Genomic DNA, 18,052 nt, shown 5'->3' with positions numbered 1-18,052 from the left:
AAGGGCGACGCCCGGGTCTCCTCGTCAGGAGGCCGCCTTGATGGACAGGCTTTCGAGATAGGCCGACGGATTCTCCGGGTCGAAGACCTTGCCGTCGAAGAAGGTTTCCTTGCCGCGCGAGGTGGAGGCGGGAAGATCGGTTACGCCGAGATCCTTGGCGGCCGCGCGCCAGATATCCTCTCGATTCACCTTCGCAACCAGCGCCTTCACATCCGTATCGGGTGCAAATTTGCCCCAGCGGATGTTTTCCGCGATGAACCAGCTGTCGTGGCTGTGGAAGGGATAGGAGGCATGGTCCTGCCAGAACTTCATCTGCAGGCCGGTATTTTCGAGCACGCGGCCGTTGCCGTAGTTGATATTGCCCTTCAGGCGGCCAAGCACATCCTTCGGCGGCACGTTGAACCACTGGCGTTTGCCGAGGATGGTGGACATTTCCTCCTTGTTCGCCATCTCGTCACACCACATCTGTGCTTCAATGACCGCCATCAGCAGCGCCTTGGTGGCGTTGGGGTTCTTTTCCACCCAGTCGGCGCGCATGCCGAGCGCCTTTTCCGGATGGCCCTTCCAGAGTTCGCCTGTCGTACAGGCAGTAAAGCCGATGCCCTGATTGACCAGCTGCTCGTTCCAGGGCTCGCCCACACAGAAGACGTCCATGTTGCCAACCTTCATATTGGCGACCATCTGCGGCGGCGGAACGACGATGGTGGAAACGTCCTTGTCGGGATCGATACCGCCGGCGGCAAGCCAATAGCGGATCCAGAGATCATGCGTGCCGCCGGGGAACGTCATCGCGGCCTTGATTTCCTTGCCTTCTGCCTTCTTCTTCTCGAACGCCGCCTTCAGTTTGGAGGCATCGAGTTGAACGCCGGTATCTGCATATTCCCTGGCGACGGAGATGCCCTGGTTGTCGAGGTTCAGGCGGGCGAGGATTGTCATCGGCACCGGCACATTGTTCTGGGTTACCTTGCCCGTATGCATCAGATACGGCATCGGCGTCAGAATATGCGCGCCGTCAATACCGTTCGAGGCGCCGCCGAGCACCAGATTGTCGCGCGTTGCGCCCCATGACGCCTGCTTCAGAACCTCGACGTCAGGCATGCCATGCTTGGCGAAGAGGCCCTTTTCCGCGGCGATAACGAGCGGTGCGGCGTCGGTAAGCGCGATAAAACCGATTTTCGCACCTTTCACTTCCGGCTCAGCGGCTGCCGCGAATGCACCGGATGGAAAGGCCACGCGTACGGCGCTGACAAGGGCTGCCGCGGCTGTCGTCTGCAGTATCGTGCGGCGGCTGACATCGCCGGAGAATATCTTTTTCATTCGCATGTTCCCCTTATTGGGCCACCTGTGCAGGTGACGTTTTCGCTTGCGAAAAAACCGGAAAATAAAAAAACGCCGCTCGGTGTTTGCGTCTGCGGACGGGAGAAGTCCGGACTGCAAAACCTTGCGACGTCTGTGTCTTTGAAAGCGCCTATGCCGCGCCCTGCTAGCTCCGATCGCCGTTGACCGGTGCGAAAAACAAAAAGCAAAAGGCGTGCCAGTTTATCGAGATCGAATTAAATCACTGAAAATAAAGGAGTATTTCAGAAGATGAGCTGTGCGATTAAACTTTAGTCAGAGATTTTCTTGGCTTGCATTTGGGCAATGGAGAAATCCCGCGCTTGAATTTTATGCAGCTTGACCAGCTTGGGGACCGTTTATGCCTCACCGGAAGCGTGAGAAACAGCCGTAGATGTACGTACTGAAAATTTCTTCACATAGCCTTCTATGTCGGCGGGATCGAATATGAGGCCATCTACGAAACGATCACCCTCTTCCTGCCCTTCGACACGGATATCGGCATCATCAGGTGCATTGGCGTCGCCCAGCACCGCCCGGTAAATATCCGGCCGGTAGGAAGACAAGGCGGCCGCCACACCTTTGCGAGAAAATTCCGCCTGCCCCCAGCGGATCATCTGGCTGTAAATCCACAAAGCCTGACTTTGCCGGGGATAGTTCGCATGGCCGCCATGAAAGGTGAAATATTTGTCGATCACGCGCCTATTCCCCCGGCTATCAATGCTGAATTCACCGGCAAGCACACGACGGATAATCGCCTCAGGAGCTCCGATGTAACGCGGATCGGCAAGGGCCCGGCTTAGTTCATCGTGATTTTCTGCAAGGTCGCACCAGCGCGCGGCCGCATCAAGCGCCGTCAGCAGCCGTCCGACCGCTTCTTGTTGGTTTTCCGCCCATTCGGGCCGCATGCCGATGACCTTTTCGGGTGCGGAAGGCCACAAATCCTGCTTGGCGGCAACGATCCGGCCGACACCGCGTTCGGCGGCGACGATATTCCACGGCGCTCCAACGCAGAAACCGTCAATCGCTCCCGCAGCGAGCGCATCCGATGTCAACGGCGGCGGCACGACCACAAGCTTGACATCGTTATCGGGATGAATGCCACCAGCGGCAAGCCAGTAGCGAAATTCGTAATTATGCGAGGAAAACGGGTAGGTCATGCCAAGCGTCGGTGGCGGCTCGCCGCGGGCACGCATATCATCGAGCACACGCTTCAGCGCCTCGGCATTTTCGAGCGCTCCCGCCGTTTCGGAAAGTCCGGTCACGGCCTTCATGCGGTCAAACAGGCGGGTCGAAAGCGTGATCGCATTGCCGCCGCGTCCGAGTGAAAAAGGCGTAATCGTCGGCGAAGGGTTGGAACCGAGCCCGAGCATGGAGGCAACGGGCATTGGCGACAGCATATGGGCAATGTCGAATTGCCGGAACGCCAGCCGGTCACGCACATTTGCCCAGGAAACGTCTTTCACGAGATCGAGCGTAATGCCCTCACGTTCTGCAAAGCCGAATTCGGCCGCTGCGATAAGAACCGATGCGTCAACAAGGGGTATAAAGCCAGCACGCAGGATTTTCTGCCGGTCACTGCCGACCCTTGCCGGAGCGCCCGGGGCTTTCGTCGCTCCGCTGTCTGGTCCTGCCGCTTGTTCCGGTGCCGCCATGTTATTCACTCCACGCTGTCCGGCTGGTCTTCGTCACATCAACAGACCGGCCGCGGTGACCACGCTTTGCGCGATCTCGGAAATCTTCTTCTTCTCGTTCATTGCCGTTTGCCGCAGAAGTGCAAAGGCCTCTTCTTCGGAAAGGCCGCGCATCTTCATCAATATGCCTTTGGCGCGTTCGATGACCTTGCGCTCCTCAAGCGCCGATTTCGCATCGGCCAGCTCCCGCTGCAGGCGGCTGAAAGCATTGAAGCGGCTGACCGCCATATCGAGAATCGGTTTCACACGCTCTTTCTTCAACCCGTCCACCACATAGGCGGAGACACCGGCCTCCACGGCTGCCTCGATGGAGGCGGTGTCGGAACGATCGACAAACATGGCGATGGGCCGGCCAACCGTGCGGGTGAGCTGAAACAGATGCTCCATCATGTCACGATTTGGATTTTCAAGATCGATGAAAATGACATCAGGCTGCAGCGTCTCGATGGTGCGCGCCACCCCGTTCACCTCGTGGATGACGGTAACGCGCTGATAGCCCGCCTCGCGCAGGCCCTCCTCTATGATGGAAGCGCGGATCGCGTTTTCGTCGATAACGAGAATTGTCAGGTCGCGAAGCGTCATGTCAGCATTGATGACGCAGCGCAGCAAACTTGGCAATCGCCCTGATCGGCAAAAGTGAAACAGTACGGCACGAGACGTTTCGCCGCCGCCGCCCGCTATGTCAGGAGGCGTGTTCCACGGCACGTTCGAGCGCTTTCAGGACCGTACGCTCTGAAAGATTGAGATAGGTGTCCATCTCGTCGCCCGCTTCCTGCGCCTTGCCTTCCTCCATCAGTGACAGGATCTTGCTGTTCATGTCGACAAATGGAGAATGAAGCTGTTCGGGATCTTTCAAGAGGCCGAAACACAGCCGGAGTTCAGCGGCGATACGCTCGTAAAAGTCGCTGATCCGGGCACTGTCGAGGAGATCGACGACAGCGGCATGAAATTTCATGTTGGCGCTACCCACGCCCAGCCAATCAGCAGCCTCACGCTTTACCTTCGCATCCTCGACCGCTGCCCGCATCGTTTTGATCGCGGGGTGCTTGTGCCAGGCCTGACGTAATGCTCCACACTCGACCATGCGCCGCACCCGGTAAATATCGATGACCGAGGACATGGTGGGGACTGCGACGAACACACCGCGATTGGCCTCATGACGCAGAAGCCCGTCCTTGGTCAAAAGGCGGAATGCTTCGCGCAGCGAATTGCGGGAGACATCGAAACGTTCACTGAAGGCTGCCTCTGACAGGCGCTGACCCGGCGCCAGCTCACCTGATATCAGCAGGGTACGAATACCCTTGGCCAATCGATCCGCAAGCGGCAGACCCTCTATCGTTTCCGTCATGGCGCTCCTTTCCTAAGAGCAATGCAGCATCGGGAATTCCGTGACAGGCATGTTCGGACACGGCATGTTCTGCCCATAGCACAAAGCATTAGCAAAGCACGAAAAAAACATGCTGAATTCATGCGCATAACGTCCAACAAATAGACAAAATAAGAGAACGATTATTATTTATTGTTGAACAATATTGACAATTTCGCGGAACAGGACAAACTCACTCTCATAAAGCATCCGCGAGGGGCGGATTGCAAATGGAGCGGAGAAAATCCATGGAGCAGAATAAGCTCACCCCGACTGCCGATCTAAAAATTTCAAAACGCGCATCGCTTCTGGGAGCGATCTTCCTGATGGCCACATCCGCCATCGGTCCGGGATTCATTACCCAAACGGCGACATTCACCACGCAGCTGGGCGCCGCCTTTGCCTTCGGCATCCTCGCCTCCATTCTCATCGACTTCGTCGTTCAGCTCAACATCTGGCGTATCGTCACGCTGACGCGCATGCGCGCATCCGATATCGCAAACGCTGCCATTCCCGGTTCCGGTTATCTTCTGGCCATCCTCGTCATTGTTGGCGGTCTTTTCTTCAACATCGGCAATATTGGCGGCACCGGCCTTGGTCTCAACGCCATTTTCGGACTTGATCCGAAAATCGGTGGCGCCATCAGCGCTGTCTTCTCCATCGCCATCTTCGTTTCCAAGCGCGCGGGCCTTGCGGTCGACCGGTTCATCATTTTCGCCGGCATCCTGATGATTGTGCTTACGCTCTATGTGGCCTTCGTTTCCGCGCCACCGGTGGGCGACGCTTTCCGCCAGACCTTTCTGCCGGACACGATCAATTTTGCGACCATCACCACCATCGTCGGCGGCACTGTTGGCGGGTATATCACCTATTCCGGCGCGCATCGGCTGTTGGATCGCGGCATGGTTGGCATCGAAAACCTGCCGGCCGTCAACCGCGCCGCGCTGACCGGCATCGCCGTCACCGGCGTCATGCGTTATGTGCTGTTCCTCGCCATTCTCGGCGTCGTCGCCAGCGGTGTCATCATCGACACTTCCAGCCAGGCCGCCAACCCGGCTGCGCAGGCCTTTCGTTCGGCCGCAGGCGATCTCGGCTTCCGCCTCTTCGGCGTCATCTTCTGGGCAGCGGCTATTACCAGCGTCATCGGCGCAGCCTATACCTCCGTTTCATTCCTGCCCGTTTTCAAGCAGGACATGACCGAACGTGCCCGCAACATGGCGACGGTCGTTTTCATCGCGGTCTCGCTCGTCTGCTACCTGCTGATCACGACGCCGCCCGCCGCCATGCTGGTCTTTGTCGGCGGCCTGAACGGCCTCATTCTGCCCATCGGCCTCAGCATCTTCCTGTTTGCCGCATGGAAACGTGAAGACCTGATGGGCGGCCACCGCTACTCGCGTGTTCTGCTGGTACTCGGCGTTCTGACTTGCGCATTGACATGGTACATGGGCTACAAGTCAGCCGGCACCATCTTCGGCCTGCTCGGCCTGTAAGCAAAAACCAAGGGAGGCAAACATGGCCGCTATCGATCTCAACAGCGATCTTGGCGAAAGTTACGGCGCATGGCGCATGGGTGATGACGAGGCAATGCTCGCTATCGTTTCCAGTGCCAACATTGCCTGCGGATTTCACGCAGGCGACCCGGCCGGCATCTACCGCACCGTCAAGGCCGCTGCCGAAAAGGGCGTGGTCGTTGGCGCCCATGTCTCCTATCCTGACCGCGTCGGCTTCGGCCGCCGCGATCTGGACGCCACCTCGGAAGAACTGATTGCCGATGTCATCTACCAGATAGGCGCGCTGAAGGGTGTTGCCGCCGCTGCGGGCACCACGGTGCGTTACGTGAAGCCGCATGGCGCGCTTTACAACCGCATCGCCAATGATGCGAAACAGGGGCAGGCCGTGATCGACGGCATCAAGGCGATCGATCCTTCACTGGTGTTGATGGGCCTTGCGAACGCGCCCATCCTCGATCTCGCCCGCAAGTCCGGTCTTGCCGTCGTTGCCGAAGCTTTTGCCGACCGCGCCTATACGCCTCAGGGCCAGCTCGTTTCCCGCCGGGAAGCCGGTGCCGTGTTGCATGACGCGGCAAAAATTGCCGACCGCATGGTGCAGCTTGCCCGCGAAGGCACGCTGGAGGCGATCGATGGCAGTATTATAAAAATCGAGGCGCAATCCATCTGTGTACATGGCGACAGCCCCGGTGCGGTCGCCATCGCCCAGGAAATACGCCGGCGCTTCGAGGCTGATGGCATCGACATCCGCTCTTTTGCATCCAATCGCTGAAAGGATAGCCGATGACGATACCCACATCCTATCTCAATCACACGGACGCGGACGCCGCCCGCAAGGCCCGCGCCACCTATCGCGGCGGTCTTGTCGCCCCTACCTCAGGCATCGCGCCCGGCTTCACGCAGGCGAACATGATCGTGCTGCCGCGCGACTGGGCTTTCGATTTCCTGCTTTATGCGCAACGCAATCCCAAGCCCTGCCCGGTGCTGGATGTCTCCGATCCCGGTTCGCCGACAACGCTGCTCGCGCCCGGCGCTGATCTGAGAACGGACCTGCCGCTCTACCGCATCTGGCGGGACGGCAAGCTCGTCGAGGAAACGGCCGACGCCACCGCCGCCTGGGCGGAGCGCGATGATCTCGTCGCCTTCCTGATCGGCTGCAGCTTCACCTTCGAAACGCCGATGGTGGAAGCGGGCATCGAAATCCGCCATATGACGGACAAGAGCAATGTGCCCATGTATCTCACCAACCGCCCCTGCCGTCCGGCCGGTCGGCTGAAGGGCAATATGGTCGTTTCCATGCGGCCGATCCCGGCATCGCGCGTGGCCGATGCTGCCACGATTTCCGGGCGTTTTCCAGCGGTGCATGGTTCGCCCGTCCATGTGGGTGCGCCCGAGGAGATCGGCATTACCGATCTCGCAAAGCCCGATTTCGGCGACGCGGTGCGGATCGAACCCGGTGAGGTGCCAGTGTTCTGGGCCTGCGGCGTGACCCCACAGGCAGCCGTGATGGCATCCGGTGTGCCCTTCGCCATTACCCATGCGCCGGGACACATGTTCATCACCGACATTCCCGACACCGCCTATCACGCGTGAGGATATGATGCGTTTTCTTCCCGTCAGCCTCACCACCATTCTTGTCGAACTGGCCGATCTTGATGAAACGCTGGCGCTTTTCGCCTCGCTGCAGAACGATCCCATCGAAGGCATAGAAGAAACGGTGCCGGCTGCCCGCACGCTGATGATCCGGTTCCGGCCCGAGAAGATCGGCTCCGATGCGCTGGCTGCGCAGCTTGCGAGCCGCGATCTCTCGGCAAAGATCGCGCCGTCGGACAATCTTGTCGAAATCCCCGTCCGTTATGATGGCGAAGACCTTGCAGATGTTGCCGAACTGACCGGCCTGAGCATCGAAGAGGTTATCCGCCGGCACACCGAAAGCGAATTCACCGTTGCCTTCTGCGGCTTCGCTCCCGGTTTTGGTTATCTGGTCGGAGGTGATCCCGCGCTGCATGTCCCCCGCCGGCAGAGCCCGCGCACCCGTATTCCGGCCGGCTCCGTAGCATTGGCCGGTGCTTTCAGCGGCGTCTACCCACAAAACAGCCCCGGCGGCTGGCAGATCATCGGCACCACGCCGGTGAAGATGTGGGACATCGACCGTGAGCCCGGCGCGCTTTTCCAGCCGGGTTACCGGGTGCGTTTCTTCGATATGGACAAGGCCGGCAGAACAGTCGACATTCCAGCCCCGACACAGCGCGAAAAGGGGCAAACAAAGGACGGCCCGAATTTCGAGGTGCTCGCCGCGCCGATGCCGGCAATTTTCCAGGATCTCGGCCGCTTTGGCCAGACCGGACAGGGCGTATCGGCCTCTGGCGCGCTGGATCGCGGCGCGTTCAACGCCGCAAACCGTATCGTCGGCAATCCGGTCAATACGCCGTGCCTCGAACTGACGCTCGGCGGTTTTTCGTTCAGGAGCACGAGCCGAGCAGTCATTGGCACAGCCGGCGCCCCCTGCCCCATCACCATAACGGCAGCAGATCGCAGTTTCGTGGCAAAGGCGCATGCACCGGTTTCCCTTGAGGCCGGTGATGTGGTCACTTTTGGTCAGCCGCCGAAAGGTATGCGTTGTTATCTTGCGGTGCGCGGTGGCTTCGATGTCGAGCCGGTGCTCGGCAGTTTCGCGACGGATACACTTGCCGTTGTCGGCCCGGAGCCGGTCGGTGCAGGCGCCATCCTGCCGCTTAAGGGTGAGACGTCCGGCCTTTCCAGCGTATCGATCGACGAGGTTCCGGCTTTCGAGCCGCCGGCAACGGGTGAAGTCGTGACACTGGATGTCGTTCTCGGGCCCCGAACGGACTGGTTCACGCAGAGGGGTATCGAGACGCTGACTGGCCAGCTCTGGCAGGTTACCCCGCAATCGAACCGGGTCGGCATTCGCCTTTCCGGCGACGTGCCGGTGGAACGCAAGGACAGCGCGGAGCTTCCGAGCGAAGGCACGGCAACGGGCGCGATCCAGATTCCCCATAGCGGCCAGCCGGTCCTTTTCCTTGCCGATCACCCGCTGACCGGAGGTTATCCTGTCATCGGCGCGGTAGCGGAATATCATCTCGATCTTGCCGGGCAGATCCCCGTCAACGCCAAAATCAAATTTCGCCCGATCGGCCCCTTTGCCGAAATCGCGGCCAGGAACATAGAATCCCGAGGAGAAAAGCGATGAAAAAAGTGCTGATTGCCAATCGCGGCGAGATCGCGGTGCGCATCATCCGCGCCTGTCGCGATTACGGCCTGAAATCGGTCGCCGTTTATGCCGATCCCGATCAGGACGCGCTTTTCGTCCGGCTGGCGGATGAGGCCTACGCGCTGGAGGGCGTGCGGCCCGCCGAGACTTATCTCGATATCAGCAAGCTGATATCGATTGCCAAACGCGCCGGCGCAGATGCCGTCCATCCGGGTTACGGCTTCCTTTCTGAACGCGCGGAATTCGCAAAGGCCGTCATCGATGCCGGCCTGATCTGGATCGGGCCGGATCCTCATGTCATCGAGGCGCTCGGCGACAAGGTCGAGGCACGGCGCATCGCCACCGGCGTCGGCGCACCGCTGGTGGCTGGCAGCGACGGTCCGGTCTCTTCTGCCACAGAAGTCATCGCTTTTGCCGAACAACACGGCCTGCCCGTCGCCATCAAGGCCGCCCATGGCGGTGGCGGCCGAGGTCTGAAGGTTGCGTGGAAAATGGAGGAGATCGCCGACCTCTACGAATCCGCCGTGCGCGAAGCAACCGCCGCCTTCGGTCGCGGCGAATGCTTTCTCGAGCGCTTCCTTGACCGACCGCGCCATATCGAAGCGCAGGTTCTGGCCGATAAACACGGCAATGTGCTTGTCCTCGGCACCCGTGACTGCTCGCTGCAACGCCGGAACCAGAAACTGATCGAAGAGGCCCCCGCCCCCTTCCTGTCCGATGAGCAGCGCCAAAAAATTCATGACGCCGCCAAGGCGATCTGCGCTGCCGCCGGGTATTCCGGCGCCGGCACCGTCGAATTCCTGCTCGGCGTTGACGGCACCATTTCTTTCCTCGAGGTCAATACGCGCCTGCAGGTGGAACATCCTGTCACCGAGGAAACCACCGGCATCGATCTCGTCATCGAACAGTTCCGTATTGCCGAAGGCCAGAAGCTGCGTGTCCTCGAAACGCCCGAACCGCGCGGGCACTCCATGGAATTCCGCATCAATGCCGAAGACCCTGGTCGTGGCTTCCTGCCGACGCCCGGTTCGATCTCGGTTTTCGATGCGCCTTCCGGTCCCGGCATCCGCATGGATAGCGGCGTCGTCAGCGGCTCCAGCGTGCCTGGAGTCTTCGACTCGCTGATGGCAAAGCTCATCGTGACCGGCGTCGACCGCGATCAGGTTCTGCGCCGCGCCCGCCGCGCGCTGAAGGAATTCCGTATCGAGGGTATCGCGACCGTTCTTCCGTTCCATCGCGCCGCGATCGAGACGGACGACTTCATCGGCACGGATGGGTTCAAGGTTCACACCCGCTGGATCGAAACCGATTTTGCCGCCATGCCCGACGCCATGGAGCGCCCGGCACCGGCCGACGATCCTTCCATGACACGAACCTATCTCGAGATTGACGGAAAGCGTGTTTCGGTCGGCCTGCCCAGCATTCTCCTTTCCCTCGGCAGCGTCAACGGCGGCCAGGCGTCCGTTTCCGGCACTGCGGTCGACAGGAACGAGGGTGAAATCACTGCTCCCGTTTCCGGCACCTTGCAGTCCTTCAAGGTAAAAGATGGCGACACGGTCTCGGAAGGTGATCTCCTGGCAATCATGGAAGCAATGAAGATGGAGACGCAGATTGTCGCCACCAGGGCCGGCAGGGTCCGCCTCATCGGCAAAGAAGGCGACTATCTGCAGGCGGGCGCGGCGGTGCTCGAAATAGCCAGCTAATATAAACCGGCGCATCGGCCTCACAATCGCAGATCGCGCGGCACCGGCGGCGGAACCCTTTCGCCACCGGGCCGTTTATGGCGCGACCTGCTAACCATCGTGAGGGACATATGGCCGGACGCACCTTGCTTCAATTCTTCCATTGGTATTATCCGGACGGGGGGAAACTATGGAGCGAGGTGGCCGAGAAGGCCGAAAGCCTTGCCAAAATGGGCATTACCGACGTCTGGCTGCCACCCGCCTACAAGGGCGCTGCCGGCGGCTATTCCGTGGGTTATGACACTTACGATCTCTTCGACCTCGGTGAATTCGACCAGAAGGGCACCGTCGCCACGAAATATGGTGACCGCGGTTCCCTTGAACATGCGGCCAGGACCCTGAAAGACAATGGCATCCGTGTCATTCACGACGTCGTCCTCAACCACAAGATGGGTGCGGATGAAAAGGAAAAGGTACGGGTTCGCCGCGTCAATCCCGACGATCGAACTGAAATCGACGACGAGGATTTTTCCGCACTCGCTTACACACGTTTCACCTTTCCCGGCCGAGGCGGCGCGCACTCCAAGTTCATCTGGGATCACAGGTGTTTCAGCGGCGTCGATCACATCGAAGAACCGACCGAAGACGGCATTTACCGGCTCGTCAACGAATATGGCGACGGTGAGTGGAACGAGGAAGTCGATCAGGAAAACGGCAATTTCGACTATCTGATGGGCGCGGATGTCGAGTTTCGCAATCGCGCCGTCTATGAAGAGCTCAAATATTGGGGCCGCTGGCTTTCCGAGCAGGTCCAGGTGGACGGCTTCCGGCTGGACGCCGCAAAACATATTCCGGCATGGTTCTTCCGCGACTGGGTCGGCCATATGCGCGAGACTATTGATCCCGATCTTTTCGTCGTAGCGGAATATTGGCACCCCGATCTTGAGGCCTTGAAGAGCTATCTCGAACTCGTCGACAAGCAGCTGATGCTTTTCGATGTCGCCCTTCACCACAGCTTCCACGACGCGTCGAAACAGGGCGGTGATTTTGACATGCGCAGCATTTTCGATGGTGCGCTTGTTTCCGCCGTTCCCGATCACGCCGTCACGCTTGTCGATAACCACGACACCCAGCCATTGCAATCGCTGGAGGCTCCGGTGGAGCCCTGGTTCAAGCCCCTCGCCTATGCGATCATATTGCTGCGTGGAAACGGCGTCCCTTGCGTTTTTTATCCCGATCTGTTCGGCACGAGCTATACCGACACGGGTAATGACGGCAATGAGTACAAAATCGATATGCCGGCCATCGAATGCCTGCCGAAGCTCATAGAGGCGCGCAGCCGTTTCGCCAATGGCGTACAGACGGACATTTTCGATGACCCGAACTGCATCGCCTTCATTCGCCATGGCACCGCCGATGCGCCGGGCTGTGTCGTGGTGATGTCAAATGGCGAGCCGGCGGAAAAGCACGTCGATCTCGGTCCGGATCATGCAGGGGCGGTCTGGCGCGACTTCCTCGGGCACCGTCAAGAGGAGATCACCCTCGATGAGAGCGGCAAGGGCGTCTTCCCCACCAATGGCGGCAGTGTCAGCGTTTGGGTGCCAGCCGAATCCGGGTGAGCAACAAGGCTAACGGTCCGAAAATTATGCTCACTCTGCCGAGACGAGGCGGCGCGGACCTGCGCCGTTATCGGCGAGAACATCGTTAGGATTGCGCAACGGACAATCATCCAGTGAAAGGCACCCGCAACCGATACAGCCGGTAAGCTGGTCGCGCAGCATGATTAGGTTGTTGATGCGAAGCTGGAGCATTTCCCGCCAGGATTGGGAGAACCTGCGCCAGTCGGCTGTTGTCGCCACCCGATCCTGCGGCAGGTCGGCCATCGCCTCCCTGATGATGCTCAGCTGTATACCCGCCCGCTGCGCAATGCGGATGATGGCGATGCGCCTCAGAACGGCGCGATGATAACGGCGTTGATTGCCGGCGGTGCGCCATCCCTCGATCAATCCCTTCGCCTCGTAAAAATGGATGGTGGAGACGGCGATGCCACTGCGGCGGGCAACCTCTCCCACCGTCAGGCTGTGTTTGAGTATGGTATTTTCCATTCTGGCTCCTGCTTCCGGACCGATTTCCGCTCGGAAACGCGGAAACACAACGAAGAGCAGCCGGTATAATTCCTCAACCATAGTTGAGGTCAATAGACCAACGGTCAAAAAAAGAGGCGCCCGATGGCGCCTCCGAATTTCGCGAACGGGCCTGGATCAGAACTTCGCTGTCATGCTGATCCAGAAACGGCGGCCTTCCATGACGGTGTTGAAATCGTCGGTGCCGACATCCTTGTCGAACACGTTGTAGACGGCGGCATTGAGATCGACATTTTCGGCGACCGCATATTTCGCGCCGATATCCAGCGTGGTGTAGGCGTCATATTTTCGACCGGCCTTGCCGTTGATCGTCACCGGCGTGCCGTTCGTGCCGATGCGCGGGCCGGCATTGATTTCCGATCCGTGGTAATTCAGCGAGGCCCAGGCTTCCAGACCATCGATCGGTGTCACCCAGTCGCCGCGCAGATTGGCCATATGTTCCGGTGTCCGCGCCAATGGAAAACCTTGGTAATCACCGGTCTTCTGTTCGGAATGCGTATAGGTATAGTTGCCGCGCAGCGTCAGTTCCGGCGTCGCGTACCAGGTCGCCGTCAATTCCACACCCTGAATGACCGCATCGTCGATATTGTAATTATACCAGAGGCGGTAGTTGCGGTCTTCGCTCCAGCGGACAGGCGTTCCATCGGGATTGAGCACCAGGGCGTTGGAAATCTTGTCCTTGAAATCGGTGTAGAAATAGGTGGCCCCCAGAGCGACGTCACCATTCTCCCAAAGTGCCGCCACTTCGTAACTCGTGCTTTTTTCCGCTTCGAGGTTGGGATCGCCGATGATAACACCGCAAGTGCCGCTCGGACCATAGGTGCAACCGCCCCCACCTGTCGTATAGGCATAACCCGGCGCGATCTGACGGATTTCCGGTGCGCGGAAACCGGTGGAAACGCCGCCCTTGATGGTCAGCTCTTCCGTGGCGCTCCAGACGCCATATAGACGCGGGCTGAAATGATTGCCGTATTTTTCATGGTTATCGAGGCGAAGCCCGCCCGTCAGCGCGAAATTGTCGACGATGCGCCACTCATCCTCAAGGAATAGAGCCCATTGCGTGGCCGAAAACGTCTCGTCCCGGCCGGTACGGCGGCCCGGGTTCTGGTCCGTCAGCCGTGCCTCGAAATATTGGCCGCCCGTGACCAGTGTGTGGTCGCCGAAGAGCTCGAAAGGTGTGGTGAACTTGCCATCGAGCACGGTATTGCGCACCTCCGGCGAGCGTGCATTTTCAGTCACGCGGCCGGTTCGGATGTTTCTGGTGAAATTGGTGCGTTCCGCCCATTCCTGCTGCAACGAGAATTCGGATGTGGTCGGTCCCCAGCGGCCGGTATGTGAAAGTGACCAATGGTCACGCGTGTTGATGTTGTAGGTGCCATCGCTATTGGCTGCGAGCGATTCGCCAGGCTCGGCGCTACGGCGCAGCCTTGTCTTGCCACCCTCGAGATAGATGTCGTGATCTTCGTTCGGCGTAAACGTCAGGCGGCCGTTGAAATCATATTCCTTGGCGCCGGTGGTCCCGCTCAAAATGCGGTCTTCGCCGCGCGTGAAGCCCCTGCCCCAGAGCTGCAGACCAAGCTGGTCCTTGAGGATCGGACCGTTCGCATACCAGGAGACCTGGCCGCTATTGCCGAATTTCGAATGCTGTTGAACCGTGCCCTCGGTGGTGACGGAGCCCGACCAGACGTCGCCAACCTTGCGGGTGATGATGTTGATCACGCCGCCCATGGCATCCGAGCCATAAAGTGAGGACATGGGACCGCGCACCACTTCGATACGTTCGATCGCCGAAACCGGCGGCACGAAGCTCTGTTCGAAGCCGGAGTTGCCATTCGTGCGGGCATCGCGTGTGCTCTGCCGCTTGCCGTCAACGAGGATCAACGTATAGGCGCCCGGCAAGCCGCGGATGAAAACATCCTTTTCATTGGCGATCCCGGTGACGGACACGCCCTGCACTTCGCGCAAGGCGTCAGTCAGGTCGCGATACGCCCCCTTTTCCAGATCCTTCCGTGTGACGACGGTGATGCTGGCCGGAGCGTCTTTTACATTCTGCTCGAAACCGGACGCGGTGACGACGATCTGCTCAAGAACAGTGGTATTTTCGGATGCCTGCTGCGCAAAAGCGGGCAGAGCAATATTTAACGCGGTTCCCGCCATTGCTGCCGAAAAAGTAGTCTTTATTGTCATCGAAGCCTTTTTGCAGCCCCGGTACTTCAATTCCATGTTATGCCCCCGCATTTAACTTGAGAATTTCACCCCACTTATTTACGAGGGGGGTGCAGGCGCAACAGGTTTGTTTTCGAACAGTTCTAAATTCTAGAAATTGCAAAAAGGGCTCCCTCTTAAGATGAGTGGAGTAAAAATTCGCCAGATGACAACCAGCAAGAGAAAAGACGAACCAGCTTCCACGGCAAAACCCGACAGGCTTGGGCAGCTGAAACTGCTTGTCGCTTTTGATGCGTTGTTGCGGGAAGGTAGTGTCAGCCGCGCCGCGGCGGGCATGGGACTTCCAACATCATCGATGAGCCGGATCTTGCAGCAGCTACGGGAAAAATACGGAGACCAGCTCTTTCTGCGCACCGGCCAAGGCCTGCGCCCCACCCCCTTTGCCGAAACCATGCGCCTGCGCATCCGCTCCCTGGCGGCAGAGGCCGAAAATCTGATCGATTATTCGCAGGAAGAACCCGCGGAGCCGACCACCATCAATAAGAGCGGCTGGGAGCAGCCGGCATTGATGAAAGCACCGCCACTTTCCCTTCGCCCCAGCATTCTTCTTGAAGGTCAGCCGACGCCGGAAAACATTGCCGAGCGTCTCGCCCGCATCGGCCACAATTCCGCCCCACAGGAACGGCTCGCCAAGTATATTGCAACGTCTGCGATGGGAATAGGCAACAGCCGTCCGCTCAGCCAATCGGAGGCGACGGATGCACTGTCGATCATTCTGGAAGGGGATGCCGATCCGATACAGATCGGGGCACTGCTCGCCACCATGCATTATCGCGGCGTGACGGCGGCCGAACTGGCCGGCTTTATCCAGGCGACGTGGCGACATGTCGGGCGAGACCGGCACCGACCCGTCACCGTCGATCTCGACTGGCCGGCTTATATGTCCCCCAAACACCGCGATGCGCCATGGTTCGTGCATTCCGCCCGCCTCGTTTCCATGGCGGGGTACAGGGTACTGCTGCACGGCCATGTTGGTCAGGGCGAAAATGGCGGCAAGCTCGAACGCGCCGCACAAGCCTGCGGTATTCCCCTTTGCCATTCGCTTTCGCAGGCGGCCGAGGCCACGTCATCCGAACGGATTGCCTATCTTCCCCTGGGCGGTCTGTCTCTGCAATTCCAGAGCCTGCTCAGTCTCCATGGCATTCTGGAGATGCGCCTGCCGGTGCATACTGTCGTCCACCTTCTCAATCCACTGCGCGCAAGGAGCACCATTATAGGGCTCGCCCGTCCGGCCTATCAGGAGCTGCATCGCGATACCGCCCGCCTGCTCGCTGTGGAAAATCTCGCCATACTCGGTAACACGCGGGATTTCGCACAGTTCACGCCATTCCGCAGCACACGGATTTTCGGTCTTTCAAGCGGAAGGGACGTGGACGTCCTGGTCCCCGCCCGCGAAGCACCGCCTGCCGAAATGCCGACCATGTTCACCACCTTCGAATATTGGCGTGCAGTCTGGACGGGAGCCGCGAAAGACGAAAGGGCGGAAACCATCATCATATCCACCGCCGCCGCCGCGTTGATGCTCGTCAATGACATGGGGCTTTCCTTTGACGAAGCTTACGCGAAAAGCCTCAAGCTCTGGAACGAGAGGACGCGCAATCTGGTCAGCGTCTGAGCATTCGAGATCACGCCGTGGCGACTGACTTCTTCAAAGCCAGATATTCCCACAGAGCAACAAGCAGCAGAATACCCGTGCTGGCCAGCTGCAGGATGAATAGCGGAATGCCCGGCACCGGCAACAATAGGCAGAGCGCTACCACGCCCGCAAAATGCGAGACGGGACGCTGATAGGTCGCGGCGATCTTGACACCGATATTGCCTGCCAGAAAGAGGACGGGACCACCGACGATTGCGATGGCCTCCCTTATCGTTGCGGCCTCGTGGGCATGGGACAGGCTGAAATCCTCTCCCACCGCCGTCAGAATGATACCGGCGACGATTGGCAAATGTCCGTAGTTGAAGAGATTATGGGCGATCTTCGCCTTTTCGTCGGCGTGTTCGGCTTTTCTGGAGGCTTCCGCCTGTCCGTGATGGAAATAAATCCACCACATCGCGACGGTGCTTATGAAGGCGGAGCAGAAAACGACAAATGTCAGACCGGAGTTCATATATTCGGTTGCCGTCCGGCCGGTGGTCAGAATTGTTTCCCCCAGACAGATGATGACAAACAGGGCGCAACGTTCCGCCAGATGCTCTCCGGAAAGATGCAGACTGTCGTCATCGCGAGAACGCAAGCCGGGGACAACATAGCGGCAGGCCGGACCGGCATACTCGATTGCGAGCGCCATGCCCCACAGGAGAATGCGTCCCCCCAGATCGCAAAACCCGCCTGCCAGCCAGAACAGGCTCGAGATGGCCAGCCAGATCGTCACCCTCACGAACACCAGAAACGACTGCCGGTCTTCATCCCTGAAGGCATAGAGAGCAAACAGGCTTCGACCGATCTGCATGACGCTGTAGATCAGCGCGAAAACCAGGCCCTGTTCGGCAAAGGCTTCCGGCAAGGCGATGGCCAGCAGTACACCGCCAAACATCAGCACGAAGAGCAAAATCCTGACCGGTTCTTTTTCGGTATTCAGCAGATTGGTGATCCAGGTGGTGTGTATCCACAGCCACCACAGGGACAATATCAGGATGCCGGCTTCCAGCACCGCCGTTGGCCCAAAGTCCTTCGCCAGAGAGTGGGATAACTGAATAAGAGCGAAAACGAAAACCAGATCAAAGAACAGCTCAGGAAATGTCGCCTTTCCCGTCTCCTGGCCGTCATGCCGGATCCAGCTTTCTGCACTCGGCGCCCGTCGGGAAATCTGGGTTCTTGTTCTCATTCTGCTTCCGTTTGCGGAGCATAGATCATCGCAATCCCTC

14 protein-coding genes are annotated in these 18,052 nt (G+C 59.2%); 7 read left to right on the top strand and 7 right to left on the bottom strand.

The window, feature by feature from the left end:
* Nucleotides 1-24: 24 nt before the first annotated feature.
* The 4 genes from HQN82_RS18610 to HQN82_RS18595 all read right to left on the bottom strand — a co-directional run bounded on the left by HQN82_RS18610 (nt 25) and on the right by HQN82_RS18595 (nt 4,377).
* The gene (locus HQN82_RS18610) at nt 25-1,317 is read right to left on the bottom strand and encodes a CmpA/NrtA family ABC transporter substrate-binding protein (protein ID WP_173615535.1); all 1,293 of its coding nucleotides are present in this window, start codon (nt 1,315-1,317) and stop codon (nt 25-27) included.
* Nucleotides 1,318-1,694: 377 nt separating this feature from the next.
* A complete protein-coding gene (locus tag HQN82_RS18605) occupies nt 1,695-2,990 on the bottom strand; it encodes a CmpA/NrtA family ABC transporter substrate-binding protein (protein WP_173615534.1) in 1,296 nt (431 codons plus the stop codon).
* A gap of 33 nt (nt 2,991-3,023) precedes the next feature.
* Nucleotides 3,024-3,611 (bottom strand): ANTAR domain-containing response regulator, encoded by a 588-nt coding sequence (locus HQN82_RS18600; protein WP_006699921.1) that lies wholly within the window; start codon nt 3,609-3,611, stop codon nt 3,024-3,026.
* A 100-nt stretch (nt 3,612-3,711) separates the two neighbouring features.
* Nucleotides 3,712-4,377 carry a GntR family transcriptional regulator gene (locus HQN82_RS18595; protein ID WP_004437233.1) on the bottom strand — a complete coding sequence of 222 codons (666 nt, stop codon included), beginning with the start codon at nt 4,375-4,377 and terminating at the stop codon, nt 3,712-3,714.
* Nucleotides 4,378-4,643: 266 nt separating this feature from the next.
* Here HQN82_RS18595 and HQN82_RS18590 point away from each other — a divergent pair, with 266 nt between their 5' ends.
* From HQN82_RS18590 to amyA, 6 genes are all read left to right on the top strand, one after another.
* The gene (locus HQN82_RS18590) at nt 4,644-5,885 is read left to right on the top strand and encodes an NRAMP family divalent metal transporter (protein WP_045534605.1); all 1,242 of its coding nucleotides are present in this window, start codon (nt 4,644-4,646) and stop codon (nt 5,883-5,885) included.
* Between the two features lie 22 nt (nt 5,886-5,907).
* Nucleotides 5,908-6,675, top strand: a complete 768-nt coding sequence (locus tag HQN82_RS18585; protein WP_173615533.1) for a LamB/YcsF family protein — start codon at nt 5,908-5,910, stop codon at nt 6,673-6,675.
* 11 nt (nt 6,676-6,686) lie between these two features.
* Nucleotides 6,687-7,496: a putative hydro-lyase gene (locus HQN82_RS18580; protein WP_006699918.1), complete on the top strand. Its 810-nt coding sequence runs from the start codon at nt 6,687-6,689 to the stop codon at nt 7,494-7,496.
* A gap of 7 nt (nt 7,497-7,503) precedes the next feature.
* A complete protein-coding gene (locus HQN82_RS18575; RefSeq protein WP_173615532.1) occupies nt 7,504-9,114 on the top strand; it encodes a 5-oxoprolinase subunit B/C family protein in 1,611 nt (536 codons plus the stop codon).
* Nucleotides 9,111-10,838 carry an acetyl/propionyl/methylcrotonyl-CoA carboxylase subunit alpha gene (locus HQN82_RS18570; RefSeq protein WP_173615531.1) on the top strand — a complete coding sequence of 576 codons (1,728 nt, stop codon included), beginning with the start codon at nt 9,111-9,113 and terminating at the stop codon, nt 10,836-10,838. The genes HQN82_RS18575 and HQN82_RS18570 overlap by 4 nt, the downstream gene beginning before the upstream one ends.
* A 110-nt stretch (nt 10,839-10,948) precedes the next feature.
* Nucleotides 10,949-12,436, top strand: a complete 1,488-nt coding sequence (amyA, locus tag HQN82_RS18565; protein ID WP_173615530.1) for an alpha-amylase — start codon at nt 10,949-10,951, stop codon at nt 12,434-12,436.
* A gap of 30 nt (nt 12,437-12,466) precedes the next feature.
* On the opposite strand, the gene soxR is transcribed toward amyA, so the two are convergent.
* On the bottom strand, nt 12,467-12,922 hold the full coding sequence (soxR, locus tag HQN82_RS18560; protein ID WP_173615529.1) for a redox-sensitive transcriptional activator SoxR: 456 nt from the start codon (nt 12,920-12,922) through the stop codon (nt 12,467-12,469).
* A 156-nt stretch (nt 12,923-13,078) separates the two neighbouring features.
* The gene (locus tag HQN82_RS18555) at nt 13,079-15,184 is read right to left on the bottom strand and encodes a TonB-dependent receptor plug domain-containing protein (protein ID WP_173615528.1); all 2,106 of its coding nucleotides are present in this window, start codon (nt 15,182-15,184) and stop codon (nt 13,079-13,081) included.
* 148 nt (nt 15,185-15,332) lie between these two features.
* Here HQN82_RS18555 and HQN82_RS18550 point away from each other — a divergent pair, with 148 nt between their 5' ends.
* On the top strand, nt 15,333-16,802 hold the full coding sequence (locus HQN82_RS18550) for a glycosyl transferase family protein (protein WP_173615527.1): 1,470 nt from the start codon (nt 15,333-15,335) through the stop codon (nt 16,800-16,802).
* Nucleotides 16,803-16,812: 10 nt separating this feature from the next.
* Here HQN82_RS18550 and HQN82_RS18545 read toward each other — a convergent pair whose 3' ends face one another.
* Nucleotides 16,813-18,012, bottom strand: a complete 1,200-nt coding sequence (locus HQN82_RS18545) for a low temperature requirement protein A (protein ID WP_107341822.1) — start codon at nt 18,010-18,012, stop codon at nt 16,813-16,815.
* Between the last annotated feature and the right edge of the window lie 40 nt (nt 18,013-18,052).

Origin of the sequence: Agrobacterium pusense (assembly GCF_013285525.1) — a bacterium.
Classification (GTDB): domain Bacteria; phylum Pseudomonadota; class Alphaproteobacteria; order Rhizobiales; family Rhizobiaceae; genus Agrobacterium; species Agrobacterium pusense.
Note: the sequence above shows the minus strand (reverse complement) of the source record. Positions and strands in the feature narration are given on the sequence as shown.